The organism is Rhizobacter sp. (assembly GCF_046595475.1).
In the GTDB taxonomy this organism is placed as follows: domain Bacteria; phylum Pseudomonadota; class Gammaproteobacteria; order Burkholderiales; family Burkholderiaceae_C; genus Rhizobacter.
This window is the reverse complement of sequence record NZ_JBKJOQ010000122.1, coordinates 105,772-132,390: the sequence shown is the minus strand read 5'-3', so window position 1 is coordinate 132,390 and position 26,619 is coordinate 105,772. Positions and strand designations below refer to the sequence as shown.

The window sequence follows — 26,619 nt, the reverse complement described above, 5'->3', positions numbered from 1 at the left end:
CATGAAGATGCACCCACTCAGGCACGAGCGCAACGCCGGCTTCTCGCTGATCGAGCTGCTGGTGGCGATGGCCATCGGCCTCATCGTCACCGTTGCCATCACCAGCGTGATGGTGAATTTCGGAAATGGCAGGCGCACTGGCACCGCATTGAACGACGCCAACCAGAGCGCTATCTATTCCGGTTTCGTGATGGATCGCTACATCCGCAATGCCGGCAGCGGCTTTGCGCAGCGCTCGGACGAGGCCTTTGGCTGCCTGATCAACGCCTCGGAGAACGGTACGGTTCTCTTGCCTCACGCCGGCAACTATCCCGCACCATTCGACGGCATTCCAGCGGCAACCAGGGCGCGCCGGTTGATCCCGGTGCTGATCGAGCAGGGAGCCGCGGGCGCCGGTGGCGACGTTGTGACCGTGATCGCCGGCACTTCCGGAATGGGGGAGTGGCCGCAGGCCGTAGCCGCCGCGAGTGTGACAGTCGCCGGCCTGCAGCTGGGCAATACATTGGGCTGGCGAGGCGGCGACATGCTTCTGCTGGCCGACAACACCGTGCCGGCCGGTTGCCTGATCGAGCAGGTTCGCAACGGCTTTGCGGGATCGGCCACCACCCAGTTGCCCTTCAGCGGAGCCCCGAGTGCAGGCTCTTACTACACAGCGGCGGGGCAAACGGTCAGCCCGAGCAGTTTCGGTGCTGGCAATGACACGTTGGCTATCCAGCTTGGCAACGCCACGGGCAACCCGCCACAGTTTCAAATGTTCGCCGCTGATGCCAGCGCGAGGCTGCAGAGCTTCGACCTGCTGCGTGATGACGGGGTCGTCCCCCTGGCTGACGGCGTGATCGAGATGCGGGCTATTTACGGCACCACCCTCACTACCAACCCCAACCGCACACGCGATGACTGGGCCGATCCAGGTGCACCACCCTTCACCGCCGCAGAGCTGAACACCGGCTCTGCCGCTGCGTTGATCAACCTGAGGCGCGTCGTCGCCGTGCGAGTCGCCGTGATCCTGCGCTCTTCACTGCGCGAGCGAGACCCGATCGACCAGCCCGGCAGCGTGACGATGTTCAGTGGCCTGCCAGGTGAGCGAACCCGCACGTTCACGGCGGAAGAAATGCATTACCGCTATCGCACGGTCGAAATGACCATACCCCTTCGCAACATGCTGTACGAGCAGCCATGAAGAACATCAACCGGCACACCATCATGACCCGATCCAATCGAGCACAACGCGGCGTCGTCCTTTTGTTTGCCTTGATCGCGCTGCTGGTGCTCATGATCGGCGCTGTCGCGCTCGTGAGATCGTTCAACACGACCCTGTTCAACACCGGGAACATCGCGTTCAAGAAGGATCTACAGAACCAAAGCGAACGCGCGGCCACGCAGGTCTTGACCGCTCTCGGCACCAGCGGAGCACTCTCGACACCCGCCGTTCGGGCCCAAAACCTTCAGGCGCAGAACTACAGCGCCCAAATGCTCGTTAGCAACGAAAAGGGCATCCCGCTCGCCCTGCTGACGACTACCGCCTTCGGTGTCGTGGGCAACATCGCCAACGACATCGACCTCCCAGACCAGAACGTTCAAATCCGCTATGTGATCGACCGGCTGTGCTCCAGCGCTGGCGACGAGACCTTGCTCGGTGCCAGTGCATGCGTTGTAGCCAGCGGCGCCGCCAAAGACGACGGCAGTGCGGACATACCGACGGGCTCAGGAACTGGTCACGCCATGCCGCAGCAGAACCAGATCGTCTACCGACTGAGCATTCGCGCAAACGGGCCGCGCAATACGCAGGCGTACTTCCAATCAACATTCGCGTTGTAGCAAGCAGGGCAAGTCATCATGAAAACCTTCGAAGCCTCCTCCCATGTCAGCGTGAAGCCACAAGCGTGGTGCTGCGGTTCCCTGTCCAGGGTGGCTGCCATCCTGAGCCTCAGCTTGGCCGCTGGCGCTGCTCTGGCGCAGGTACCGCTGGCCAACCAACCGCTGCTCACCGCCAATGAGATTCCCGGCAACCTCGCGCTGGCGTTGTCAGTCGAGTTCCCGACCGCCATCAGCGTCGCCCACATCAGCAGCACGTATACAGCGGCGAATACTTACCTGGGCTACTTCGACCCGGCGAAGTGCTATTCCTACCGCTCCAGCTTGTCCGATTCGACGGTGACACCCAACACTATCGCACCGGACAGCTACTTCTACCCCGATGGTGCTGCCACGGCCGCGCACACCTGCACCTCAAAATGGAGTGGCAACTTCCTGAACTGGGCCACGATGCAAACCATCGACCCGTTCCGCTGGGCACTGACGGGTGGCTATCGTGTGATCGACACCGCCAGCCTGACCGTGCTTGAAAAAGCATGGGGCTCAGCACAGGGTGCCAACTCCAACTTTCCCACCAGATCGATCAGCACTTCAGCGACGCTAACTGGTGCAACCCCGCTGGGGTGGAGCAACCTGACGATGGAGATCTGGCAGCGCGGCAACAAGCTGCGCTTCTATCGCAGCGGCGTGACGGGCACGCCCGCTCACTACGGAGCCGCAGCGCTCAATAACAACACCGTGTACGAAGTGTTCGTACGCGCCAAGGTCTGCGACCCTGCAGGCGCTGCCGGTGGGCTCGAAACCAATTGCACCCGCTACGGCTCGAACTACAAGCCAGAAGGCTTGATCCAGAAGTACGCCAACAAGATCCGCTACAGCGCTTTTGGCTACCTGAACGATGGAAGTCTCAGCAGAGATGGCGCTGCGCTCCGCGCCCGCCAAAAGTTCGTCGGGCCGACCTCGCCAGTGCCGGGCTCGACTGCCGTGACAAATGCCGGCAGCGAATGGGACTCGAACACGGGTGTTTTCGTCGTGAACCCCGATCCCGCCGATGCGGCCGACACGGCCACCATCTTCGGCCCGATCCCGAACAGTGGCGTGATGAACTACCTCAATAAGTTTGGCCTGTCGGGCAGCTACAAGACATACGATCCGGTCGGCGAGCTCTACTACGCGGCGGTGCGCTACTTCAAGAATTTGGGCAACGTGCCTGAGTGGACGGCAGTCGGCGCGGCAAGTGCGGCCACAAAAGCAACCTGGGCCGACCGGTTCCCGGTGATCAGGACTTGGGATGATCCCATCCTGTACTCCTGCCAACGCAACTTCATTCTGGGCATCGGTGACACCCACTCGCATGCGGACGCCAACGTTCCGCGAACGGACACCCCCGCAGGCGGCAGCGAGCCCCCCATGCCGAGCGCAGTGAGCAGCGACACCTCGGTGAATGCAGTGACCGCAACCGACCGCGTTGGCATCATCCAGGGCATCGCCAACCTGGGCACAGCGCGGCCTTGGGGCGCCGGGAGCAACAACAACACTGCCCTGATGGCAGGCTTGGCCTACGACTCCCACACCATGGACATCCGCCCGGATGTGGCGGGGCAACCGAAGACCATTGGGAAGCAAACCATCGATACCTACTGGCTCGATGTCCAGGAATACCAGGAACTTCGAGCCAACAACCAGTTCATGCTGGCAGCAAAATATGGTGGGTTCACGGTGCCGGTTGGTTTTAACCCCTACACACAAGCCACCGCGTTGCCCCAGGCATGGTGGTCAACGTCAGGTGACGTGCTGAACACCACAAATGGCGGTACACCGGCGACGCAGCCCCGCCCTGACAACTACTTTCTGGCCGGGGCCCCAGACAAAATGGTGGCCGGACTCACCACTGCGTTCAGCGACATCGCCAGCCGCCTGACCCAAACCTCTACTGGAGTCGCACTACCCTCGCCGCAGGTCACCGCGGTGGACAACATGAGCTTCTCTTCGCTCTACGACGCCTCGACCTGGACCAGCGAGGTCCGTCGCGACGCACTGACCCTCCCAGACACAGGTAGCCCGACAACGGTAATTCAGTGGTCGTTCCCGAGCAGCGCCGCCACCCAGTTCGGCAACTCCGGTTGGAATACCGGCCGACGCGTCGTGACCTGGAACCCCAGTTCAGGGCCAGCGGGCGCGGGTGTCCCCTTTCGAATTGCGAGTCTCTCTGCGAGCCAGGTCGCTGCGCTCGATACCACCTACCGGGCCAGTAACGACAGCGCCGACTTCTTGAACTACCTGCGCGGCGAACGCCTCCACGAGCAAGCGTCCACGGCCCCCAGCAGCAGCCGGGCTTACCGTACGCGCACCAGCCTGCTTGGCGACATCGTGGACTCCAAGTTGGTACCGATTGGCAAGCCCTCGTTCCCGTACAAAGAGGAATTCAACCCGGGCTACACCACCTTCAAGACCGCCTGGCAAAACCGCCCGACCGTGGTCTACGTGGGAGCCAACGATGGCATGCTGCATGCCCTTAATGCGGTCGACGGAACTGAGCTGTTTTCCTATGTGCCAAGTGCCCTGTTCAACGGCCCCTACAACACGCCGGCGGTAGACGGTTTGGCGGCGTTGGGCAATCCGGGCTATGTGCACCACTATTACGTCAACTCGACGCCCACCGTGTTTGACGTCGACCTTTCAGCCACCGTCGGTGTGGCTACAGGCACCCCCACCAACTGGCGTTCCGTGCTGGTCGGCGGTCTGGGCAAGGGTGGCAAGAGCTACTACGCGATCGACGTCACGGATCCGGCCAGCATGACCTCGGAAGCGGCAGTGGCCGGCAAAGTTCTGTGGGAGTTCACCGACCCAGATCTCGGCTTCACCTACGACGGCCCCGTCATCGCCAAGACGCGCAAGTACGGCTGGGTGTTCGTGTTCCCGTCCGGATACAACAACGCCGATGGCCGAGGCTACCTGTTCTTCGTCAATCCCCGTACCGGCGCCTTGCTGGAGAAGGTGACAACCGGCGTCGGCACAGCTATCGACCAAGCCGGCCTGGCCTATGCCAACGGCTATGTCCCGCGCTACGGTGAACAGATGATCGACTCCGTCTACGCTGGCGACCTGCTGGGCAACGTCTGGCGCCTGGATGTAACCGCGGCAACCGGAAACTATCCGGCCCCCGAGCTGTTCGCCCGCCTGAGCGACTCGCTCGGAAACAGGCAACCGGTGAGCTCACGCCCCGTCATCGAAACCGATCTCGGCAGCCGCTATCGATATGTCTTCATCGGCACGGGTCGCTTGCTGGACACCAGCGACATCAACTCAACCCGTAAGCAGGCGTTCTATGCCCTGCGCGACGGAAACAACGTTCGCTTCAATCGCAGTACCGACCCCGGTGTGACCTTGCCGATCACCCCGGCGATGCTCTCGCAGGTCACCGATCCTCTGGTTGGCGCGACCGGCGTTCCCGCCATCGGGTGGTACCTGAACCAGGACTATGTGGATGCCCTGGCCTGGCGCTCCATCTCCAGGCCGAATGCTTCATACGCCCCCTTGGTGCTCTTTACCTCCATCCTGATGACCAACGCGGACGTGTGCCAGCCCAATGGCCGGAGCCGGATCTACGGGCTGAGGTTTTCAACTGGACAGAGCATGCTGTTTGACATCGACCCGAACGGGACGAATGCGAGCGCCGCCGTTAGACAGTCCTTCATCGGCGTCGACGGTATTGTGCTGAGCACCCAGATCGTGAATCAAACTCACGGCGCAAATGATCCTGCAACCAGTCGCGAGGGAGCCGGGGGTATCTACGATACAAGCGGTGGGGCCAAAGGTAGGTTCGAGTTCGAAAAGGGAGCCGGGCAAGGGCTGCGCCGCATGAACTGGCGCGAGATCCCGGTGGCTGACTGATTCGAGCGCTGCTAGAGGCGAGATTCAGCGAGCTGTTCGCTGAATCTCATCAGGACTGGCAGCAAAACAAAACGGGCCCGCGTGGGCCCGTTTTTCGTTTGCGATGCAAATACCGCCTTTGCAGACTCAGCGCGGCAGGTCGCTCGCCCCCATCAAGAACTCATCGACCGCCCGCGCCGCCTGGCGCCCTTCGCGAATCGCCCACACCACCAGCGACTGCCCGCGGCGCACGTCGCCCGCTGCAAACACCTTCTCCACATTGGTGGCATAGCCGCCCGTGAAGTCAGTGCCAGCTTTGGCGTTGCCGCGCGCATCCTTGTCGACGCCAAACGCATCGATCACGCTCGCCACAGGGTTCACAAAGCCCATCGCCAGCAACACCAAGTCAGCCGGCAGCACTTGCTCGGAGCCTGCCACTTCGACCATCTTGCCGCCCTGCCACTCCACCCGCACTGATCTGAGTGCCTTGACCTTGCCCTTGTCTTTGCCCTCACCACCAATGAACTCCTTAGTGGCGATGGCGAACTCGCGCTCGCAGCCTTCTTCGTGGCTGGAGCTGGTGCGCAGCTTGGTGGGCCAATAAGGCCACACCAGCGGCTTGTTCTCTTGCTCAGGAGGCATGGGCAGCAGCTCGAATTGCGTCACGCTTTTGGCGCCGTGGCGGTTGCTGGTGCCCACGCAATCGCTGCCGGTGTCACCACCGCCGATCACGATCACGTGCTTGCCGTCGGCGCGCATTTGATCCTTGAGCTTGTCGCCCGCGTTGACCTTGTTCTGCTGCGGCAAAAATTCCATCGCGAAGTGCACACCGTCAAGATCGCGACCTGGCACGGGCAGGTCGCGTGACTGCTCGGCGCCGCCAGCCAGCATCACAGCGTCGAAGTCGGCCCGGAGCTCGTCGGGTGAAATGGTTTCCTTGGCCCAATTGGTGACCTTGCTGCCCTCGGGCAGCTTGCCGACCATCACACCGGTGCGAAAGGTGACGCCTTCTTTTTGCATCTGCGCCACGCGACGGTCGATGTGGACCTTCTCCATCTTGAAGTCTGGAATGCCATAGCGCAGCAGCCCGCCCACGCGGTCGTTCTTCTCGAACACCGTCACATCGTGGCCTGCACGCGCGAGCTGCTGCGCAGCGGCCATGCCGGCGGGCCCAGAACCGACCACAGCCACCTTCTTGCCCGTCTTCACCTTCGGCGGGCGCGGCTGCACCCAGCCCTCAGCCCAGGCGCGGTCGATGATGGCGTGCTCGATGCTCTTGATGCCCACCGCATCGTCATTCACATTCAATGTGCAGGCGGCCTCGCAAGGTGCGGGGCAGATGCGGCCGGTGAACTCGGGGAAGTTGTTGGTCGAGTGCAGCACCTCGATCGCGTTCTTCCAATCGCCGCGGTACACCAGGTCGTTGAAGTCGGGAATGATGTTGTTGACCGGGCAGCCGTTGTTGCAGAACGGCGTGCCGCAGTCCATGCAGCGCGCGCTCTGGACCTTGGCGTCGTCTTCCTTCAGGCCGATGACGAATTCGTTGTAGTTCTTAACGCGCTTCTGGACGGGCTCGTAGCCCTCTTCCACTCGCTCGTACTCCATGAAGCCGGTGACTTTACCCATGATGCTGTCTCGTTTCTTGGGAGGTGATTCGTTCAAGCCTTGGCGCGGCTGCTCTTGCCGGCGGGCTGGTCTGCGGCACGAGCTTTGGCGATGGTGTCGCCAGCTTGCTTGGCGGCATTCATCTCACCGAGTGCGCGCTTGTATTCGTTGGGGAAGACCTTGACGAATTTTCCGCGGGCCTCGGTCCAGTGATCGAGGATCTCGCGCGCCCGCAGGCTGCCCGTCCAACGGTGGTGGTCGTTGAGCAGCCGCTTGAGCGTGGCTTCGTCAGTCTCGCCGCGGTGCCACACCGCCTTGTCGGAGCCCGCCTCTTGCTCGGCCGCGCTCAGCACCTTCTCAAGCGACACCATCGCGGTGTTGCAGCGCTTGGCGAACTGGCCGTCTTCGTCGTAAATGTAGGCAATGCCACCGCTCATGCCGGCGGCGAAGTTGCGGCCGGTCTTGCCGAGCACCGCCACCGTGCCGCCCGTCATGTACTCGCAACCGTGGTCGCCTGTGCCTTCGACCACGGCCGTGGCACCCGACAGGCGAACCGCAAAGCGCTCGCCGCCCACACCGCGGAAGAATGCTTCACCGCTGGTCGCACCATAGAGCACGGTGTTGCCGACGATGATGTTGCGCGTGGCGTCGCCGCGGAAGTCAATGCTCGGGCGCACCACCACGCGGCCACCCGACAAGCCCTTGCCTGTGTAGTCGTTGGCATCGCCGATCAGGTAAAGCGTGATGCCCTTGGCGAGGAAAGCGCCGAAGCTCTGGCCGCCTGTGCCTTCCATTTGCATGAAGATGGTCTCGTCGGGCAAACCCTCAGGGTGATGGCGCACCAGCTCACCCGACAACATGGCGCCCACCGTGCGGTTGACGTTGCGCGTCTGCTCGATGATTTGCACCTTCTCGCCGCGTTCGATAGCAGGTCGACACTTTTCGATCAGCTTCACGTCGAGCGCACGGGCGAGTCCGTGGTCTTGTGTTTCAACGTGGCGGCGTGCCACGTCGGCAGGCGCGCTCGGCTGATGGAAGATGCGGCTGAAGTCGAGGCCTTTGGCCTTCCAGTGCGCAATGCCCTTTTTGGTGTCGAGCAGGTCAGAGCGACCGACGAGGTCGTCGAACTTGCGAATACCCAGCTGGGCCATGATCTGGCGAGCTTCTTCAGCGATGAAGAAGAAGAAGTTCACCACGTGCTCAGGGCGCCCTTGGAACTTGGCGCGCAGCACCGGGTCTTGCGTGGCCACGCCCACCGGGCAGGTGTTGAGGTGGCACTTGCGCATCATGATGCAGCCCTCGACCACCAGCGGCGCGGTGGCGAAGCCGAACTCGTCGGCACCGAGCAAGGCGCCAATGATCACGTCACGCCCGGTCTTCATCTGGCCGTCGGCCTGCACGCGAATGCGGCCGCGCAAGCGGTTGAGCACCAGCGTTTGCTGGGTCTCGGCCAGGCCCAGCTCCCACGGCGTGCCTGCGTGCTTGATGGAGCTCCACGGCGATGCACCTGTGCCGCCATCGTGCCCTGCAATCACCAGGTGATCGGCCTTGGCCTTGGTCACGCCGGTGGCGATCGTGCCCACACCCACTTCAGACACCAGCTTCACGCTGATGTCGGCGCGCGAGTTGGCGTTTTTCAGGTCGTGTATGAGCTGCGCCAGGTCTTCAATGGAATAGATGTCATGGTGCGGCGGCGGCGAGATCAGCCCCACACCAGGCACCGAGTAACGCAGCATGCCGATGTACTCGCTGACCTTGCCGCCGGGCAACTGACCGCCCTCGCCTGGCTTGGCACCTTGCGCCATCTTGATCTGAATCTGATCGGCCGACACCAGGTACTCTGTGGTCACACCGAAGCGGCCCGAAGCCACTTGCTTGATCTTCGAGCGCAGCGAGTCACCGGCCTTGAGCTCGTAGTCAGCTTCGACGACCTTGCTGCCGACCACGTCGGACAGCTTGGTGCCGTCAACGATCTGGATGCCCTTCAACTCGTTGCGGTAGCGCGCCGGGTCTTCACCGCCTTCACCGGTGTTGGACTTGCCGCCGATTCGGTTCATGGCGACCGCCAGCGTGGCGTGCGCTTCGGTCGAAATCGAGCCCAGCGACATCGCACCGGTGGCGAAGCGCTTGACGATCTCTTTGGCTGACTCGACTTCGTCGACCGGTATCGCCTTGGCGGGATCGAACTTGAACTCGAACAGGCCACGCAAGGTCATGTGGCGGCGCGACTGGTCGTTCACCAGCTGTGCGTATTCCTTGTAGGTGTCGAACTTGTTTGCACGCGTGCTGTGCTGCAGCTTGGCAATGACGTCAGGCGTCCACATGTGTTCTTCGCCGCGCACACGCCAGGCGTACTCGCCGCCTGCATCGAGCATGCTGGCGAGTACCGGGTCGTCGCTGAAGGCCGCCTTGTGCATGCGAATGGCTTCTTCGGCCACGTCGAACACATCGATGCCGCCCACCTGGCTGGCCGTGCCGCGGAAGTACTTCTCTATGAGTGTCTTCTCCAGGCCGATGGCCTCGAAGAGCTGCGAGCCGCAGTACGACATGTATGTCGACACGCCCATCTTGGACATGATCTTCGACAGGCCCTTGCCGATGGCCTTCACGTAGTTGTAAATGGCCTTCTCGGCCGACAGATCCCCCGGCAACTCCTTGTGCATGGAGGCCAGCGTTTCCATCGCCAGGTAGGGGTGCACAGCTTCGGCACCGTAGCCCGCAAGCACCGCGAAGTGATGCACCTCGCGCGCAGAGCCGGTCTCGACCACCAGGCCCGCCGTGGTGCGCAGGCCCTCGCGCACCAAGTGCTGGTGCACGGCCGACAACGCCAGCACCGCTGGGATGGCGATGTGGTCGCGGTCCATGTGGCGGTCGCTGATGATGAGAATGTTGTGGCCGCTCTTGATCGCGTCGACGCTCTCGGCGCACAGCGACGCGAGCTTTGCCTCCACGCCTTCATCGCCCCAGGCCAGCGGGTAGCTAACGTTGAGCTCGTGGCTGCGGAACTTGCCGTAGGTGTACTTCTCGATCTCGCGCAGGCGACCCATGTCGGCGAAGTCGAGCACCGGCTGCGAGACTTCGAGCCGCATCGGTGGGTTGACTGCGTTGATGTCGAGCAGGTTAGGCTTGGGGCCAATGAAGGAGACGAGCGACATCACCACCGCTTCGCGGATCGGGTCGATCGGCGGGTTGGTGACCTGCGCAAAGAGCTGCTTGAAGTAGTTGTAGAGCGGCTTGTTTTTGTCCGACAGCACCGCGAGCGGCGAGTCGTTGCCCATGGAGCCTGTACCTTCTTCACCGGCCTGCGCCATCGGGCTCAGCAGGAACTTGATGTCTTCTTGCGTGTAACCGAAGGCCTGCTGGCGATCGAGCAGCGACTCGCTGAACTCACTGGCGCTACCGGTGGCCTCGATCGAGTCGAGACGCACCCGCACGTTTTCGATCCACTGGCGGTAAGGCTTGGCGAGCGCGAACTGGTTTTTCAGTTCTTCGTCGTCAATGATGCGGCCCTGGTCGAAGTCAATCAGGAACATCTTGCCCGGCTGCAGGCGCCACTTCTTGACGATCTTGTTCTCGGGGATCATCGGCAGCACGCCGGATTCAGAGGCCATCACCACCAGGTCGTCGTCGGTGACGATGTAGCGCGAGGGGCGCAGGCCATTGCGGTCCAGCGTGGCGCCGATCTGGCGGCCGTCGGTGAACACCATCGATGCAGGGCCGTCCCACGGCTCAAGCATCGCAGCGTGGTACTCGTAGAAGGCGCGGCGGCGCTCGTCCATCGTGGTGTGCTGCTCCCAGGCCTCGGGAATCATCATCATCGCGGCGTGCGCGAGCGAGTAGCCGCTCATGGTGAGCAGCTCAAGTGCATTGTCGAAGGTGGCGGTGTCGGACTGACCTTCGAAGCTGATGGGGTAGAGCTTTTGCAAGTCATCACCCAGCACCGGAGACTTCATCACGCCTTCGCGGGCACGCATCCAGTTGAAGTTGCCCTTAACGGTGTTGATCTCACCGTTGTGCGCCACCATGCGGTATGGGTGGGCCAGCGGCCATTCGGGGAAGGTGTTGGTGGAGAAGCGTTGGTGCACCAGGGCCATGGCCGAGGTGACGCGCGGGTCTTGCAGGTCTTTGTAGTACTTGCCCACCTGGTTGGCGAGCAAAAGGCCCTTGTAGATGATGGTGCGGCAGCTCATGCTGGGCACGTAGTACTCGTGGCTGTGAGTGAGCTTCAAGCGCTGGACGGCGCTGGAAGCCGTCTTGCGGATCACGTAGAGCTTGCGCTCCAGCGCATCGGGCACGATCACGTCGGGGCCGCGGCCTATGAAGATCTGCCGAATGATCGGCTCCTTCTGGCGCACCGTGGGCGACATAGGCATCTCGGCATCGACCGGCACATCGCGCCAGCCCAGCAGCACCTGACCTTCAGTCTTGACTGCGCGCTCGAGCGCCTGTTCGCATGCCAGGCGCGACGCGTGCTCCTTGGGCAAGAAGATGATGCCCACGCCGTATTCACCGGGCGGAGGCAGCTCGACACCTTGCAGCGCCATCTCGGCACGATAGAACTCGTCCGGGATCTGGATCAGGATGCCGGCGCCGTCGCCCATCAGCTTGTCAGCCCCCACTGCACCACGATGGTCGAGGTTTTCCAGGATCTTCAGACCTTGCTCGACGATGCTGTGCGCCTTGTGGCCCTTTATGTGGGCGACAAATCCGACGCCGCAAGCGTCGTGCTCGTTAGACGGGTTGTAGAGGCCGAATTCGGCCGCGTCGTGCATTTCTTCAGGGGCAGCAAACCCTTGGGCGGCCTGGTTCATGGCGCACTCCGTCTCAAAGCTGTGGATGAGGCGAAGAATACTGCAGCGCAGCAGCGCCTTCAATGAAATTAATTAGGGTCAGAAACAGATTATGAAAGCATATTTCACAAGGTTAATTTATTGGGGGCAGATCTACTCCAACACCACCTTACGCGGCCTGCCGCGGGCCAACGGCGATATCCTCCGCTGAGTATTACTCGCCAGTGTCGCCAGAAATTCCGGAGAGCCGAGAGGCCAACCTCCTTTGGCCGCCTCGGCAAAAGCAGAGATCTCTTGAGATGTGAGCGCCTGCTGCCAGATTTCCCTATATGCGACTTCACGCTCGAATGGCGTATTTCCGAGAGCCCAGTACTGAAGCGGGTCGCTGATCAAAGCGTCGGTGCGAGCCCCCAAATGGTGCGATGAGCTTGACCACATGTTTTCCCACGGCCCCGCTCCACTCTCTCCTTCGGTGGCTGGTTGTTCTGCGTAACGCATGCACCTAAGCAAGTGGCGTTCCGGCTCGATAACGGTGGCCCTGAAACGCCCTTCCCAGACGCTTCCCGAGTGGCCGTGGCGGCGGTTGAAATTGCTGCCATAGCGACGCCCGACCGCCTGCATCACGAGGCTCAGGCTGTCCTGCGCAGTCGGCGTGGCCAAAAGCCTTACCTCGTTGTCCCGCAGCCCGTACGCATGGAGCGCCACGCCATGTTGGGTTGTTGCTGCATGCAGCAACGCCAGGAAAAATTTCCGGTCAACGTCATCGCGAAATACCGGCTGGTGGTTGTGCCCTAGCTGCACCAGGAGATGAGGCCAACCAGGGATGCACAAGCGGGGCAGGCGAGCCATGGGCGCGTCAATCGAAGAGGCGGCGCCCGGTGAGGCGCTCATGCTCGCGCAAGGCGAAGCGATCGGTCATGCCAGCGATGTAGTCGGCGGTATCGCGCAAGCTCGCGGTTGCACCGGCAGTTGCCCATTCCGCGGGGTCGGCTCGATAGGCCGCGAAGAGCTCGCGGATGACTTCCTTGGCGCGGTCGGTGGTGGCAGCCACTTGGGGGTGCCGATAGAGATTGGTGCGCAGGAATCGCTTCAATTCAGCGCTCTCGGCGGCCATGCCTGCGCTGAAGCTCACCAATGGAGGCGATGCGCGCACGCCATCCACGCTCGTCGGCGCCTCTTGCCGCACAGCAGCTTCAGTGGCCTCGAGCACGTCATAGACCTGAGCGGAAAGCATTCGCCGAATGCTTTCGAAGAGGAGCTTACGGCCGATGAGCGTTGGGTGCTGGGCCAAGGCCTGCCGCCGAAATTGATCGAACAATGGCACCTCTTCCAGTTGCTCCATGCTGAGCAGGCCTGAACGCACGCCATCGTCCACGTCGTGCGCGTTGTAGGCAATCTCGTCGGCCAGATTGCACAACTGAGCTTCCAGGCCGGGCTGAGTACGGTTCAGGAACCGGAGCCCCACGCCCCCGGGTTCTGTTGCGACCAACCTCTCAGCGTGACGCCGAGAGCAGTGCTTGAGAATACCTTCACGGGTTTCAAACGTGAGATTGAGCCCGTTGAAATCAGGGTAGCGTTCCTCGAGTGCATCGACGACGCGCAGACTTTGCAGGTTGTGCTCGAAGCCGCCACTCTGGGCATCTACCCCAAGCAGGCAATCGTTCAGCGCGTCTTGCCCCGCGTGCCCGAATGGTGTGTGACCGAGGTCATGCGCAAGAGCGATAGCCTCGACAAGGTCTTCGTTCAAGCCCAACGTTCTCGCAATGGAGCGCCCGAGTTGGGCAACCTCAAGTGAATGAGTCAATCGCGTGCGAAAGAGATCCCCTTCGTGATTGAGAAAGACCTGAGTCTTGTAGACCAGGCGGCGAAACGCGGTGCTGTGAACGATTCGATCTCGGTCGCGCTGATACTCGCTGCGCGTGGGCGCAGCCGGCTCTGCATGGCGCCGGCCCCGTGACGCCAAGGGGTCGCACGCGAAAGGCTTGAGCATGAATCCGGTCTCTTGCGCCTTGTCAGCTTGCGTGGGTGGCAATCACGTCGCGCACCATGCCGTCAGGTGCTGCTCGCACCGAAGCCCGACCGGGGGCATCAATCACCACGAAGCGGATCTCGCCACCTTCAGACTTCTTGTCGACCCGCATTAATTCCAGGTATCGATCGGCACCCAAGACCGGGCCCCGAATGGGCAGCCTGGCGCGTTCGATCAACCTTGTCAGGCGTTCAACATAGGTTTTGTCAACTAGCCCCAGCCGGCACGACAGATCGGCCGCCATCACCATTCCGCACCCCACCGCCTCGCCGTGCAGCCAAGTGCCGTAGCCCATTCCGGCCTCAATCGCGTGGCCAAAAGTATGGCCAAAATTGAGAATCGCCCTCAGGCCAAACTCACGTTCATCTTGTCCCACAACCCAGGCCTTGATTTCACAAGAGCGCTTGATGGCATAGGCGAGCGCGGTCTTGTCACGAGCCCACAGGGCATCAAGGTTGGCTTCGATCCAAGTGAGAAAAGCGTCGTCCGCGATCGGTCCGTACTTGATCACTTCGGCCAGGCCGGCAGCCAACTCGCGGTCGGGCAGGGTATCGAGCGTGTCCAGGTCGGCGATGACACGCAGCGGCTGGTAGAACGCGCCGATCATGTTCTTGCCCAGCGGGTGGTTGATAGCGGTCTTGCCGCCCACAGACGAGTCAACTTGCGCCAGCAATGTGGTGGGCACTTGCACGAAAGGCACGCCACGCATGTAGCAAGCCGCAGCAAAACCGGCCACATCACCAACCACCCCGCCACCCAGGGCGTAGATCACGGTCTTGCGGTCACAGCCGGCTTTCAACAGCTCTTCAAAAATGTGATTGAGTGACGCCCAGTCCTTGAACGACTCACCGTCCTGAATCTCTATGGTCAAGACCTTCGGATAGTTTCTTTCGAGCGCAGTACGCAAGCCCTGAGCGTACAAGCTGGCAACGGTGGGGTTGGTGATGATCGCGGCAACGGAGGCAGAGGGCAGCCCCTCGAAGCTCGCGACTTGATGCAGCAACGCAGCACCAATCAAGATGTCGTAGCTGCGATCTTCCAACTGAATACCGACTACTTCGGTTCGCCTTTGCATGCCGGCAGTGTAGCCGCGCGACCCCTAGGGACTTCGGATGCGCCCACGGCAGCGCCGATGCTTGAAGGCACTGCCGACGGGTCAATCAAACCTGCCAGCTCGAGCTGCATCAAGACCACGTTGACCAAAGTTCCGACCGACGGGCGCCCCGTCTCGACGACGAAATGGGCAATATCACAATACAACTCATCGCGCTGCTTAAAGAGATCTCGCAACCTCCCAAGCGGATCTGGCACCTGAAGCAATGGGCGCGCCGTGTCATTGCGCAGTCGCCGGAAGATTTCTTCCGGCGAAGAGCGCAAGTACACAACGTGACAACGCTCTTTCAGACGCTGCCGATTCTTTTCTCGAAGCACGGCGCCCCCGCCTGTGGCGAGCACCAGATGGTCACCGGCCGTCACTTCTTCGACGAGTGACTCTTCGATGTCTCGGAAACGAGCTTCGCCGTGAGACTCAAAGAAAGATCGGATCGAGGAGCCGATGCGCTTCTCGATCAATGCGTCCGTGTCTGCGAATTTCCAAGCGAGACGTTTGGCCAACTGGCGGCCTACGGTGGACTTCCCGCCCCCCGGCATCCCAACAAGAGCAATCACAGGGCAGACCAAGGGCTGAACGCTGTCAGCCAGCGGAGCCAAGCTCTCTGCTCCTTTTAAGGCCCTGAAGCGGCGTAAGAAACCTTGATGGTGGCCACACGCTTCAGATTATCAAGAACGGTCACAACCGCGGGGTCGAAACAGCCTTGTATGTAAATGGCTACCCGCTGATTTCGATTGGAGACGGTGTAAGTCCCCGCATTGGTAGGCGCAATACCTCCCGGCGCGCCGAATGTTATGCCTGGACTGGCTGCATCGGCAGGATCCGGATCGTATGGGCTGTAAAGGGTATAGGGTGCCGTTCCACCGATGATGGTGTATTCGCCACTTTTAATCAGCGCGCACGTGGCCGCCGCGGTTTCCCACTTCACCTCCGCGGGGGAGACCTGAAAGTCTGAGGCTTGCCCTGCTCCGTCGTCACTGCTCCCCCCGCAAGCTGTCATTGTCACGACAGCAATCATCGCTGCGTAGGAACTCTTCAGCAGATTAGCTTTCATCGATTTCACCTGTTTCTAATTTCGGTCGGTTTACCCAAAACTATCGCGCAGCCGACCGATCGCTGATCACCTTTGGCGTGAGGAAAACCAACAGCTCGGTCTTGCTCGTGGTGCGCGTCCGTGTTTTGAAAAGATTGCCCAGCAGAGGGATGTCTCCCAGCAACGGCACCTTCGTCACATCTTCCCGCTCGTTCTGAGTGAAGATGCCGCCGATGACAACGGTGCCGCCGTTCTCCACCAATATTTGAGTACGCACGTGTTTAGTATCAATCGCGAAGCCAGCGGCAGTGCTTCTGCCAACACTGTCTTTGTTAATGTCGACATCGAGAATAACGTTGCCTTCAGGCGTGATCTGCGGGGTAACCTCAAGCTTCAAATTCGCCTTGCGGAACTGAAGGGCGGTCGCACCGCTTGACGTAGCAGTTTGGTAAGGCAACTCCTCGCCCTGCTCAATCAGTGCCTTAACTTGGTCGGCAGTGATGACGCGCGGACTGGAAACAATTTTTCCCTTACCGTCAGCCTCCAAGGCGGATATCTCAAGATTCAGAAAGCGATTGGCCGCAGCACTGAATAGCGAGACCGCAAACGTCGCGGCTCCATAATTGTTCTGACCCACGGCAGGAAGACTCACGAACTGCGTGTCATTGAATGGAACGGTCGTCCCTGAGACTTGCCCTGTCTGAAGTCCAATTGCATTCAAATTCCCGCCAATACCTACGCTCAACTCAGGAGTTCCATAGCCAGCCACGCCTCCGCGCAAGCCGCGCAAGTCAGTTGATCCTAGTTTGACACCCAAGGATCGGCCGAACGTGTCTCCAGCCTCCACGATGCGCGCCTCAATCAGCACCTGCCGAACGGGAATATCAATTTTGGCGATCATCGCCTGAATCTCTTCTAGCTTAGAAGGGATATCGCTGATGAAAAGTTGATTGGTACGTGACTCGGAGATCACGCTGCCGCGCGCCGACAAAATACGAGTCGCCGCTCCTCCACCGCCGCCGCCAGACTGACCTGACAGTCCCTTGGCGACCTCTTCGGCTTTCGTGTAGTTCAGCTGGAATGACTGTGTACGCACAGGCTCCAAGCTTGCGATCTGCGCCTTGGCCTCCAAGTCAACTTTTTCCTTGGCGGCCAATTCGTCCTTAGGCGCAATCAAGATAACGTTGCCTGACTTGCGCAAACCCAAACCTTTTGCTTGGAGAATGATGTCTAGCGCCTGATCCCAAGGTACGTCCTTGAGCCGCAGAGTCACATTCCCTGTCACCGTATCGCTGGTCACGACGTTGAAATTGGTGAAGTCAGCGATCACTTGAAGCAAGGCACGAACTTCAATATTCTGGAAATTCAACGACAACTTTTCACCTGCATAGCCCGGCCCCTGAACCAGTTTGTTCGGGTCTGTCTTTTGAACACGAACCTCAAGTACGAATTGATTGTCGGTCTGATAGGCGCTGTGCTCCCAAGCGCCACGAGGCTCAACCACCATCCGCACTCGATCACCATTCTGGAAAGTGGAAACGGACTGAACGGGAGTCCCGAAATCCGTGACATCAAGTCGACGACGCAAGTTTTCAGGCAAGCTTGAACGCAAAAACTCGACGACGAGGCTCTGCCCTTGCTGCCGAATATCGACACCAACCTGGTTGTTCGGGAGGTCAACAACGACGCGGCCGGAGCCGTCGGGCCCCCGGCGGAAGTCGATCCCTTTCAAGGCCAACTGCGACTGGTTTTGATTTTCAGCAAAGTGCACCGGTTGGTCAGGCGTAGCGCTGGAAACGGCGGGCGACGCCGCACTGTCCATGACCACGAGCAAGAACTTTCCCTGGATCTGCGCCTTGTAGTTCGCCGCCTGCTTCAGATTCAATACAAGCCTCGTCCGCTCACCGGCTTGAGCCACGTTGACCGATCGAAGATTCCCTTGATTGATTTCAATGTTGGAGCGCCCCATGGCGTTCCCAACATTTGGCAGATCCAGTGCAATTCGCGGCGGTGTTTGCACGGTGAAACCCGAAGGCACAGCCGTTAGAGGTTCAGACAGCTCAATCCGCACGACCTCTGAGCCAGCCTGCTGAGAACTGTTGACTGACTGAATCGCGTTTTCGGCGAGCGCTACTCCGGATGCACCGAAGAGCAACGCGAGCACCAAGATACGAGCCCGCAACTTACCCATGATCTGTATCTCCTGCATGTTCTTCATCGCGCCTTCTCCTGAAGCTGAAGGGAGCTGGTGCGCTCAATCCACTCGCCCGCTGCGTCCTGGACAATCTCGCGAAACGAGATGTCGGTTTCAGAAATCTTGGTGATCTTTCCGTAGTTCTGCCCCAGGTAGTCACCCTGTTTGACCTGGTACAGAAGGTTGTCTACTTTCAGCAGCGCATAGGGGCGCCCCAGCTTTGTCACACTGCCCACCATGCTCATACTGTCAAGCGGATAAGCTTCCAATGGCTCCTTGCGGCGATTGATTTCGGCCGCAAGCAACGAGTTGGACTGCCGCGCCTCCTGTTTGATCGCCACAGTCAATTTTTGAGTACTGAACGGCTCGACCGCATTGCCAGCCAAATAAGGCTGTGGGTTGAATTTTTTGGGCGCGGACAACGGAGAAACATTGGGCTTGGCTTCTCGGCGCTGTTGCTCGATCCATTGCTGCAACTCATCCTGCGAGCCGCTGCAGCCTACAAGCCCAGACAAAACAAGAACGCTGGCACAGAAGGCCGGCAACAAGCGCACAGATAGTGTGCTGATCATTTTTTAGCCCCTGCCTTGGCGCCCGCAGCTTTGGCGGCAGCGGCCCTTTGCTCACTCACTTCGTTGGCGTCAAGATACCTGTACGTTCGCGCAGTGGCTTCCATCGACAACAAGCCGCTTGTCTCTTTACCTGAGGCGTCTTTGCCAGCCCCGATCGTCAGGCCATGCAACGTGACAATTCGCGAAAGGTTGGCCACGTCGGCCGCAAAATTTCCAATGTCGTGGTATCGCCCTGATACGCGCAAAGCGATGGGCAACTCAGCGTAGTAGTCCTTGACCAAAACTTGTCCCGGCCTGAACAATTCAAATTGCAAACCGCGCCCAAGCCCCGCCTGATTGATGTCAGAGAGAAGCGCGTCCATCTCGGCTTTACCTGGGAGCTGCTTCTCAAGCTGGGTCACATACTCTTCGACTTGAAGCTTCTGCTTGCGCAACTCTTCAAGATTGACAGCTTGCGCGAGTTTCCCGCGATAGTCCTGCTTCAGGGCCGGCTCTTTGCTCCGCTCTGCTTCCAACTGTTCATCAACACCAGACAGCAAGAAAAACCAGCCGGCAATAACAACGAGGATCGCCAGAACAATCCAACTCGCGAACTTAGGCAACACAGGCCATTGGCCTGGCTCATTCGGATTGAGCCCTCGAAACTGCGAAGCAGCGGCACCAAAGACTGAATTCAGGTCGACATTGACGGATTTAGCTTGTGTAGCCATGACGTCGTCTTTCAGGGTTTCGCCGGCTTCGCAGCGGCAGCACCCGACATCACGGGCTGTGAAGCTACGCCGGAAGCAGCGGCGGCAGCAGCCTTCGCATCGACATCTTGCGGACGCTTGATGCTGACTCGCATAGCAAAGTCATAGAGCCGCTTCTGTTCGCGATTGGCAGTTTGGACGGTCGCGGCCTTGATCTCAACCAATTCAGGACGCATCAACCATTCGGAGTTATTGCCAGTATTTCTCAGCAACTCGGAGACGCGCTCGTTGGTCTGCGCGACACCAGCCAAGTTAAGCACTTGCCCTTCTTGTTTGATCGTGCGGTAGTAAATGCCTTCCGGCGTCTGCTTCACCAACTCATTCAGCACATGCACAGGCACGTTGCGATCGATCTGCAAATCTTCAACGGCCTTTTGCCTGGCTTTGAGCGCATCAATCTCGGCGCGAAGCGTGGCAATGTCTTTGATTTGAACTTCAAGCTTCTGAATTTCAGCCGACAAAAACGCATTGCGCTGCTGCTGACTGGCCGTCATTTGTTGCAGAACCAGATACCACATGCCGACCGCCGCCACACCCGCCGCGGCAGCCAACCCTAGCCCGAGAAAGAAGGCCGCCTTGCGGCGCTTACGCTTTTCTTCCCGATGCGGAAGCAGATTGATCAAGATCACTGCAAGAACCTCCGCATCGCCAGGCCACAAGCCGTCAGGTAAGAAGGAGCCTCGCGGCGAAGCTTGCTCTCGCGAACTGCCGAGCCGAGTTTCATGTTGTCAAATGGGTTCACCACCATCGAGGCAAACCCGGTCAACTCCGTCACACGATCCTTCAGGCCAGGCAAGGTTGCAGTACCGCCAGCGAGCATCACGTAATGCACCTTGTGATGCGGCGTACTCGTAAAGAAGTACTGCAGGGCTCGGCCGATTTCTTGCGAAAGGCTGTCGACGAAGGGCGCGAGGATCGACGTCTCGTAGTCTTCGGGGAGATCAGACGCCAGCTTCTTCTGCTCAGCCTCTTCGAACGAGAAACCGTACTGGCGTGAAATCAGCTGAGTAAGTTGAGAACCGCCGAAGGCCTGATCTCTGTCGTAAAGCATCTCGTCATCACGCAGCACCTTGAGGCTGGTGGTGTCAGCGCCAATCTCGAAGAGCGCCACCAATGCATCCGCACCTTCGTTGGGCAACGCTTCGATCAAACGCCCCATTGCCAAGCGTGACGCATGCGATTCGATGTCCAGCACCACGGGCTTGAGGCCGGCAGCTTCAGCCAAGCCCTGACGATCCTGCACACGGTCTTTGCGGGATGCAGCAATCAGCACCTCCACATCACCGACGGATGTGGGGCTCGGGCCAATGACAGAGAAGTCAAGACTAACCTCATCCAATGAGAACGGGATGTATTGGTTCGCCTCAGACTCAACCTGCAACTCAAGCTCTTCTTCGCGTAGGCCAGCGGGCAGCATGATCTTCTTGGTGATCACCGCTGATTGAGGCATTGCGAGCACAACCTGCTTCGTCTTGGTGCCACTCTTGGTGACCACCCGGCGCACCGCATCGGCGACTTCATCGAATTTTTCGATTTGGCCATCGGTGATCCAGCCCTTTTCGAAGCTTTCGGCCGCGAAACGCTCTAACACGTACTCACCGGAGGCGCTCTGCCCGAGTTCCACCAATTTGACGCTGGATGAACTGATGTCCAAGCCGATCATCGGTGGATGCTTACGGCCCAACAACATGTCTAGGAAGCTCACTGACGCCCTCTCCCAACGTGCTTTTACGTACGCCGGATTGTTAAGAAGTTACTTCAATGCTAGCAGTAAAGTCTTTGTACAACAAAGATATTTCCAATTTTCACAACCTCGCGTCGTTGCAAAACGCAGACGCAAAAAGGTGTCAAAAATTGGCATTCACGGGTCAACCCTGATGAGCCTCCCAAGCATTTGCCAAGCAGTTCACGATCTGCCGGAGACGCCGGAGCGCTTCCTATAATCACGCCCACTTTTGTTGGAGTTCCATGAGCGAATCCGAGCGCCCAGTCGCTACCGCGACCCGCACCCTTGCTTCACTGCCCCCTTGGGCGCGCTGGCTGGCCGGAGGCGCAGCGTGGCTCTTGGGCTTGCTGGTCGCCGGGATGTTGATGTTCGCGCTGCTGGGCGGGCTGGCGCTGGCCGTCGCTTACCCCAACCTGCCCGAGATAAGCGGCCTGCTGGACTACCGGCCCAAGCTACCGATGCGCATCTACTCCGCCGACGGCGTCTTGCTGGGGGAGTTTGGTGAAGAGCGACGCAATTTCACGCCCATCGCTGAGGTTCCTAAGGTGATGCAGCAAGCCGTGTTGGCCATCGAGGACGCCCGCTTCTACCAGCACAGCGGCGTGGACTACAAAGGCGTGCTCCGCGCGGGGCTTGCCCAGTTCGCGGAATCGCGCAGTCAGGGCGCCTCGACCATCACCATGCAGGTGGCGCGCAACTTCTACCTGTCGACCGAGAAGACCTTCACCCGCAAGATCTACGAGGTGCTGCTGGCCCTGAAGATCGAGAGCGTGCTGACCAAGGAGCAGATTCTCGAGGTCTACATGAACCAGATCTTCCTCGGGCAGCGGGCCTACGGCTTCTCAGCGGCAAGTGAAATCTACTTCGGCAAGCCGCTCAAAGACATCACCATCGCCGAAGCAGCCATGCTCGCCGGGCTGCCAAAGGCGCCCTCGGCCTACAACCCAATCACCAACCCACGGCGCGCCACCATCCGTCAGCAGTACATCATTGACCGCATGCTGGAGAACGGGTTCATCACCCCGGATCAGCACGACGCGGCGCGCAGCCAGCCCCTGAAGTATCACGAGCCGACCGAAGTGGCCGTTCACGCCGAGTACGTAGCTGAAGTGGCGCGACAGATGATCTTCAGTCAGTACGGCGACGAGGCCTACCACCGCGGCCTCAATGTCTACCTAACGCTGAACTCCGCCGAGCAGACGGTGGCCTATCGCGCGCTGCGCAAAGGCATCCTCGACTTCGAACGCCGGCAGGTCTACCGCGGGCCCGAGGCCTACATCGACCTGCCCGCCAATGCCAAAGACGTTGACGCGCGAGTTGCCGAAGCGCTCGATGAGCACCCCGACAACGACGAATTTCGTGCCGGCGTGGCGCTTGAAACCCACCCACGCAAGGTTGTGGCGGTGCTGCAAAACGGCGAATCAATCACCGTCACCGGCGAGGGCCTGAAGCCCGTGACGTCGGGCCTGGCCGAAAAGGGCAACCCCAAGACGCAGATACGACGTGGCGCCGTCATACGCTTGGTGAAAGGGGCGAAAGGCGATTGGTCGATTACCCAACTGCCTGAGGTTGAAGGGGCATTCGTCTCGCTCAACCCGCGCACCGGCGCAGTGCGCACCATGGTGGGCGGCTTCGACTACGCGAAGAGCAAGTTCAACCACGTGACTCAGGCCTGGCGCCAACCTGGCTCGAGCTTCAAGCCGTTCATCTACTCGGCCTCGTTGGAAAAGGGCTTTACACCGGCCACGGTGATCAACGATGCGCCCTTGTTCTTCGACGCTGGGACGACCGGCAGCCAGCCCTGGGAGCCGAAGAACTACGACGGCACCTTCGATGGGCCCATGTCCATGCGCCGTGGCTTGGCGAAGTCGAAGAACATGATCTCTATTCGCATCCTGCAGGCCATCACGCCCGCCTTTGCGCAAGGGTGGATCACGCGCTTCGGCTTCGAGCCTGAGCGGCACCCGGCCTATCTCACCATGGCGCTGGGGTCCGGCTCGGTGACACCACTTCAGATGGCGTCGGCCTACGGCGTCTTTGCCAACGGCGGCCACCGCATCAACCCTTTCCTGATAAGCAGAATCACCGACTCCAAAGGCCGCGTGCTGAACGAAGCCAAGCCACAGGCACTTGACGAGAGCTCGCGCACGCTGGACGCGCGCAACGCGTTCATCATGACCAGCCTGCTGCAAGAGGTAACACGCTCAGGCACCGCAGCCCGCGCTCAAGGCACCCTGAAGCGCCCCGACATCTACGGCAAGACCGGCACCACCAACGACTCGATGGACGCGTGGTTTGCCGGCTTCCAGCGCAACGTGGTGGGCGTGGTCTGGATAGGCTACGACAACCCGCGCAAGCTGGGCGACCGCGAAACGGGCGGTGGCCTCTCGCTGCCAGTCTGGATCGACTACATGTCGCAGGTATTGAAAGGTGTGCCGGTGGAAGAGCCCTCAGCCCCAGAAGGCGTGGTTAACCTGGGTGGCGAGTGGTACTACGAAGAATTCACTCACGGGAACGGCGTTAGCAGTGTGGGCCTGGAAGACAAGCTTCCCGCTGCGCCCAGCGAGGAAGAAAAGAAAAGCATCCTCGATCTGTTCAAACGCTGATACGTCAGGCGGGCGCCGCAAACCGCAGCGCCATGCCCGACTGCTCACTCGCGCAGGCTGAAAGCGCTTCGAAGAACTCCCGCCCTTCGCGCGTATCGAGCCACCGCCCATTCACGTATTTGTAGTGATAGCCACCCGAGCGGGCCGCCAGCCAAAGCTCATGCAACGGGGGCTGCGTGTTGAGCACGAGCTTGCTGCCATTGGGGAAGCTCAGTTCAAGCAGGCCACCGGTGCGGTGCGCGTCGATGTCAACCACATCGTCTTGCAACCATTGATCCGCAGCCGCTTCGACCGAAGACAGCACCGCCGAGGTGAGGCTGCTGAACTGTCCATCGGTAAGGGGTGTGGGAATGAGTGCGACCGTCATAATTCACCGCATGTTGAAACTGAAATTCAGTGTAGCGGCCCACCCTATCAAGCTGCTCGCAATAGGCCCATTGATCGCAGTCTCTCTGCTTGCGGGGTGCGGGCAGAAAGGCCCACTGGTTCAGGCGACGACGTCACCGGCCACGGCTTCACCGGCCGCTTCAACGCCGCGCTGAACGGCGCTCTACAAGCGCCCTTCTTCGACCGCGTGGCAGGCAACCTGCACGCCCTCAATCTGAAGCAGGGCCGGCCGCTCATGGCGGCATCGATCGTTGGCGTGAGGGCAGCGAGGGTGGAACGAGCAACCCGGCGGCGGGTTGAGCGGGTTAGGCACTTCACCTTGCACAGGTATGCGTGCGCGGCCGCTCATGGCAATGTCGGGAATGGCGTCCAGCAGCATGCGGGTGTAGGGGTGACGTGGTTGCGCAAACAGCGTGGTCTTGCCCGCCACCTCGACCAGACGCCCGAGGTACATCACGCCCACCACATCGCTCACGTGGCGAACCACGGCCAGGTTGTGCGAGATGAACAAATAGGTGAGGCCTCGGCTGCGCTGCAGGCCTTTCATGATGTTGAGCACCTGCGCCTGCACCGACACGTCGAGCGCCGAGGTCGGCTCGTCACAGACCAGGAATTCCGGCTGCGTGGCCAGGGCCCGCGCGATCGACACCCGCTGGCGCTGGCCACCAGAGAACTGGTGCGCGAACTTGTCCATGTCGGCCGCCACCAACCCGACCGAGCCCAGCAGCTCGACCACTCGGTCTTTCAGCTCCGCGTCATTGCGAACGAGCCCATGCTCGGTCAGCGGCTCGCCCACGATGTTTCGCACCTTCCAGCGGGGGTTGAGGCTCGCATAAGGGTCTTGAAAGATCATCTGCATGCGTCGACGCAAGGCCAGGGCCTGTGGCCCGGCCAATGTGTGCGCGATGGCTTGCCCATCGAACCGCACCTCACCTCCGCTCGGCGTGTGCAGCGCCACCAGCATGCGAGCCACCGTGCTCTTGCCGCAACCCGATTCCCCCACCAAGCCAAGCGTCTGGCCCCGCTCGATCGAGAAGCTCACGCCATCTACCGCATGCACCCACTGGCGCGGGCGCCGCTCGATAACGCGGTTCAGCCACGGGGCGGACACGTCGAAGCGCTTGGTCAGGTCGCGCACCTCCACCAAGGCACTCATGCCTTGGCTCCCGCTTCATGCAACCAGCAAGCAGCACGTGTCACACCGGCGTTCATGAGGTCAGGGCGTTCGCTGCGGCAGCGTTCCATCACGCGTGCGCAACGGGGGTTGAACGCGCAACCCGAGGGTATGGCCGTCAGGCGAGGCATGGTCCCGTCGATCTGCAGCAAGTGCTCGCGGTCTTCATTCATCGCAGGAATCGCCCCCATCAGGCCCACGGTGTAAGGGTGAGCAGGCGCGTGGATCACCGATTGCACCGGACCAATCTCGGCCACGCGGCCGGCATACATCACGGCCACGCGATCGCAGGTCTCGGCAATCACTCCCATGTCGTGCGTGACCAGCATCACCGCGGCACCATGCTCTTTGCACAAGCGCTTGAGCAGCGAAATGATCTGCGCCTGAACCGACACGTCGAGCGCCGTCGTGGGCTCGTCCGCCACGATCAGCTTGGGGTTGGCTGCGAGTGCCAGCGCAATCACCACACGCTGCCGCATGCCGCCCGAAAACTGGTGCGGGTACTGCTCGAAGCGCTCTGGTGCCGCCGAAATACCCGTTTCCCGCAGCAGGCCGATGGCGCGCTCGTGCGCCTGCGCGGCCGTCATCGGCAGGTGCGCCCGAATGGTCTCGGTCAGTTGTCGGCCCACGGTGTACAGCGGGTTCAACGAGGTCAGCGGGTCCTGGAAAATGGCGCCGATGTGGCGGCCTCGCAGCTTGCGCATCTCGTCATGGGGCAGCTTGTCGATGCGTCGGCCATCGAACCAGATTTCACCCGATGCCACGCGGCCCGGTGGGTCGAGCAAGCCGATGATCGCCGCGGCTGTCAACGACTTGCCGGCCCCTGACTCACCCACGACACCCAGGATCTCGCCCGGCGCGATGCTGAACGAGATGTCATCGAGTGCCAGCAGGGTGCCGTGGCGCGAAGGGAATTCGACGCGCAGTTTCTTGACCTCGAGCAAAGGCACGGTCA

20 protein-coding genes are annotated in these 26,619 nt (G+C 60.6%); 5 read left to right on the top strand and 15 right to left on the bottom strand.

Annotation, left to right across the window (positions count from 1 at the left end; genetic code table 11):
• Position 1: 1 nt before the first annotated feature.
• The 3 genes from AC30QB_RS22300 to AC30QB_RS22290 are packed head-to-tail and all read left to right on the top strand — an operon-like array spanning position 2 to position 5,709.
• Positions 2 to 1,180: a PilW family protein gene (locus tag AC30QB_RS22300; RefSeq protein WP_489548473.1), complete on the top strand. Its 1,179-nt coding sequence runs from the start codon at positions 2 to 4 to the stop codon at positions 1,178 to 1,180.
• Complete coding sequence (locus tag AC30QB_RS22295; protein WP_489548472.1) at positions 1,177 to 1,818, top strand: pilus assembly PilX family protein; 642 nt, start codon at positions 1,177 to 1,179, stop codon at positions 1,816 to 1,818. Before AC30QB_RS22300 ends, AC30QB_RS22295 begins: the two co-directional genes overlap by 4 nt.
• An 18-nt stretch (positions 1,819 to 1,836) precedes the next feature.
• Positions 1,837 to 5,709, top strand: a complete 3,873-nt coding sequence (locus AC30QB_RS22290; RefSeq protein ID WP_489548471.1) for a pilus assembly protein — start codon at positions 1,837 to 1,839, stop codon at positions 5,707 to 5,709.
• A 126-nt stretch (positions 5,710 to 5,835) separates the two neighbouring features.
• Here AC30QB_RS22290 and AC30QB_RS22285 read toward each other — a convergent pair whose 3' ends face one another.
• From AC30QB_RS22285 to AC30QB_RS22230, 12 genes are all read right to left on the bottom strand, one after another.
• A complete protein-coding gene (locus AC30QB_RS22285) occupies positions 5,836 to 7,314 on the bottom strand; it encodes a glutamate synthase subunit beta (protein WP_489548470.1) in 1,479 nt (492 codons plus the stop codon).
• A gap of 32 nt (positions 7,315 to 7,346) precedes the next feature.
• A complete protein-coding gene (locus AC30QB_RS22280; RefSeq protein ID WP_489548469.1) occupies positions 7,347 to 12,104 on the bottom strand; it encodes a glutamate synthase-related protein in 4,758 nt (1,585 codons plus the stop codon).
• A gap of 132 nt (positions 12,105 to 12,236) precedes the next feature.
• On the bottom strand, positions 12,237 to 12,932 hold the full coding sequence (locus AC30QB_RS22275; protein ID WP_489548468.1) for a transposase: 696 nt from the start codon (positions 12,930 to 12,932) through the stop codon (positions 12,237 to 12,239).
• Positions 12,933 to 12,939: 7 nt separating this feature from the next.
• Entirely contained in the window at positions 12,940 to 14,073 is a 1,134-nt protein-coding gene (locus AC30QB_RS22270; RefSeq protein ID WP_489548467.1) for a deoxyguanosinetriphosphate triphosphohydrolase, read from the bottom strand.
• Positions 14,074 to 14,095: 22 nt separating this feature from the next.
• Positions 14,096 to 15,187, bottom strand: coding sequence for a 3-dehydroquinate synthase (gene aroB / locus AC30QB_RS22265; RefSeq protein WP_489548466.1), 1,092 nt, complete (start codon positions 15,185 to 15,187; stop codon positions 14,096 to 14,098).
• Complete coding sequence (locus AC30QB_RS22260; RefSeq protein WP_489548502.1) at positions 15,166 to 15,780, bottom strand: shikimate kinase; 615 nt, start codon at positions 15,778 to 15,780, stop codon at positions 15,166 to 15,168. The genes aroB and AC30QB_RS22260 overlap by 22 nt, the downstream gene beginning before the upstream one ends.
• A 56-nt stretch (positions 15,781 to 15,836) precedes the next feature.
• Complete coding sequence (locus AC30QB_RS22255; RefSeq protein ID WP_489548465.1) at positions 15,837 to 16,277, bottom strand: hypothetical protein; 441 nt, start codon at positions 16,275 to 16,277, stop codon at positions 15,837 to 15,839.
• 40 nt (positions 16,278 to 16,317) lie between these two features.
• On the bottom strand, positions 16,318 to 18,474 hold the full coding sequence (locus AC30QB_RS22250) for a type IV pilus secretin PilQ (RefSeq protein ID WP_489548464.1): 2,157 nt from the start codon (positions 18,472 to 18,474) through the stop codon (positions 16,318 to 16,320).
• Positions 18,471 to 19,022 carry a pilus assembly protein PilP gene (locus tag AC30QB_RS22245; protein ID WP_489548463.1) on the bottom strand — a complete coding sequence of 184 codons (552 nt, stop codon included), beginning with the start codon at positions 19,020 to 19,022 and terminating at the stop codon, positions 18,471 to 18,473. Before AC30QB_RS22245 ends, AC30QB_RS22250 begins: the two co-directional genes overlap by 4 nt.
• A complete protein-coding gene (locus AC30QB_RS22240; RefSeq protein WP_489548462.1) occupies positions 19,019 to 19,732 on the bottom strand; it encodes a type IV pilus inner membrane component PilO in 714 nt (237 codons plus the stop codon). Before AC30QB_RS22240 ends, AC30QB_RS22245 begins: the two co-directional genes overlap by 4 nt.
• Before the next feature lie 11 nt (positions 19,733 to 19,743).
• The gene (locus AC30QB_RS22235) at positions 19,744 to 20,400 is read right to left on the bottom strand and encodes a PilN domain-containing protein (RefSeq protein ID WP_489548461.1); all 657 of its coding nucleotides are present in this window, start codon (positions 20,398 to 20,400) and stop codon (positions 19,744 to 19,746) included.
• On the bottom strand, positions 20,397 to 21,434 hold the full coding sequence (locus tag AC30QB_RS22230) for a pilus assembly protein PilM (protein ID WP_489548460.1): 1,038 nt from the start codon (positions 21,432 to 21,434) through the stop codon (positions 20,397 to 20,399). The genes AC30QB_RS22235 and AC30QB_RS22230 overlap by 4 nt, the downstream gene beginning before the upstream one ends.
• 305 nt (positions 21,435 to 21,739) lie before the next feature.
• On the opposite strand from AC30QB_RS22230, the gene AC30QB_RS22225 reads away from it, so the two are divergent.
• Positions 21,740 to 24,103 carry a penicillin-binding protein 1A gene (locus tag AC30QB_RS22225; protein ID WP_489548459.1) on the top strand — a complete coding sequence of 788 codons (2,364 nt, stop codon included), beginning with the start codon at positions 21,740 to 21,742 and terminating at the stop codon, positions 24,101 to 24,103.
• Between the two features lie 4 nt (positions 24,104 to 24,107).
• Here AC30QB_RS22225 and cyaY read toward each other — a convergent pair whose 3' ends face one another.
• A complete protein-coding gene (cyaY, locus tag AC30QB_RS22220) occupies positions 24,108 to 24,470 on the bottom strand; it encodes an iron donor protein CyaY (RefSeq protein ID WP_489548458.1) in 363 nt (120 codons plus the stop codon).
• Here cyaY and lptM point away from each other — a divergent pair.
• Entirely contained in the window at positions 24,454 to 24,645 is a 192-nt protein-coding gene (gene lptM / locus AC30QB_RS22215) for an LPS translocon maturation chaperone LptM (protein ID WP_489548457.1), read from the top strand. The genes cyaY and lptM overlap by 17 nt on opposite strands.
• A gap of 8 nt (positions 24,646 to 24,653) precedes the next feature.
• Here the strand turns inward: lptM and AC30QB_RS22210 are convergent, their stop codons facing one another.
• A complete protein-coding gene (locus tag AC30QB_RS22210; RefSeq protein ID WP_489548456.1) occupies positions 24,654 to 25,646 on the bottom strand; it encodes an ABC transporter ATP-binding protein in 993 nt (330 codons plus the stop codon).
• On the bottom strand, positions 25,643 to 26,614 hold the full coding sequence (locus AC30QB_RS22205) for an ABC transporter ATP-binding protein (RefSeq protein ID WP_489548501.1): 972 nt from the start codon (positions 26,612 to 26,614) through the stop codon (positions 25,643 to 25,645). Before AC30QB_RS22205 ends, AC30QB_RS22210 begins: the two co-directional genes overlap by 4 nt.
• Positions 26,615 to 26,619: the final 5 nt, after the last annotated feature.

Excerpts from the sequence above, each read along its gene's own strand:
- aroB (WP_489548466.1), bottom strand. The coding sequence starts at position 15,187 with ATGCAAAGGCGAACCGAAGTAGTCGGTATTCAGTTGGAAGATCGCAGC.
- AC30QB_RS22240 (WP_489548462.1), bottom strand. The coding sequence starts at position 19,732 with ATGGCTACACAAGCTAAATCCGTCAATGTCGACCTGAATTCAGTCTTT.
- AC30QB_RS22270 (WP_489548467.1), bottom strand. The coding sequence starts at position 14,073 with ATGCTCAAGCCTTTCGCGTGCGACCCCTTGGCGTCACGGGGCCGGCGC.
- AC30QB_RS22285 (WP_489548470.1), bottom strand. The coding sequence starts at position 7,314 with ATGGGTAAAGTCACCGGCTTCATGGAGTACGAGCGAGTGGAAGAGGGC.
- AC30QB_RS22250 (WP_489548464.1), bottom strand. The coding sequence starts at position 18,474 with ATGAAGAACATGCAGGAGATACAGATCATGGGTAAGTTGCGGGCTCGT.
- cyaY (WP_489548458.1), bottom strand. The coding sequence starts at position 24,470 with ATGACGGTCGCACTCATTCCCACACCCCTTACCGATGGACAGTTCAGC.
- AC30QB_RS22295 (WP_489548472.1), top strand. The coding sequence starts at position 1,177 with ATGAAGAACATCAACCGGCACACCATCATGACCCGATCCAATCGAGCA.
- AC30QB_RS22255 (WP_489548465.1), bottom strand. The coding sequence starts at position 16,277 with ATGAAAGCTAATCTGCTGAAGAGTTCCTACGCAGCGATGATTGCTGTC.
- AC30QB_RS22210 (WP_489548456.1), bottom strand. The coding sequence starts at position 25,646 with ATGAGTGCCTTGGTGGAGGTGCGCGACCTGACCAAGCGCTTCGACGTG.
- lptM (WP_489548457.1), top strand. The coding sequence starts at position 24,454 with ATGAGTGCGACCGTCATAATTCACCGCATGTTGAAACTGAAATTCAGT.
- AC30QB_RS22290 (WP_489548471.1), top strand. The coding sequence starts at position 1,837 with ATGAAAACCTTCGAAGCCTCCTCCCATGTCAGCGTGAAGCCACAAGCG.
- AC30QB_RS22245 (WP_489548463.1), bottom strand. The coding sequence starts at position 19,022 with ATGATCAGCACACTATCTGTGCGCTTGTTGCCGGCCTTCTGTGCCAGC.
- AC30QB_RS22280 (WP_489548469.1), bottom strand. The coding sequence starts at position 12,104 with ATGAACCAGGCCGCCCAAGGGTTTGCTGCCCCTGAAGAAATGCACGAC.
- AC30QB_RS22230 (WP_489548460.1), bottom strand. The coding sequence starts at position 21,434 with ATGATCGGCTTGGACATCAGTTCATCCAGCGTCAAATTGGTGGAACTC.
- AC30QB_RS22225 (WP_489548459.1), top strand. The coding sequence starts at position 21,740 with ATGAGCGAATCCGAGCGCCCAGTCGCTACCGCGACCCGCACCCTTGCT.
- AC30QB_RS22275 (WP_489548468.1), bottom strand. The coding sequence starts at position 12,932 with ATGGCTCGCCTGCCCCGCTTGTGCATCCCTGGTTGGCCTCATCTCCTG.
- AC30QB_RS22300 (WP_489548473.1), top strand. The coding sequence starts at position 2 with ATGAAGATGCACCCACTCAGGCACGAGCGCAACGCCGGCTTCTCGCTG.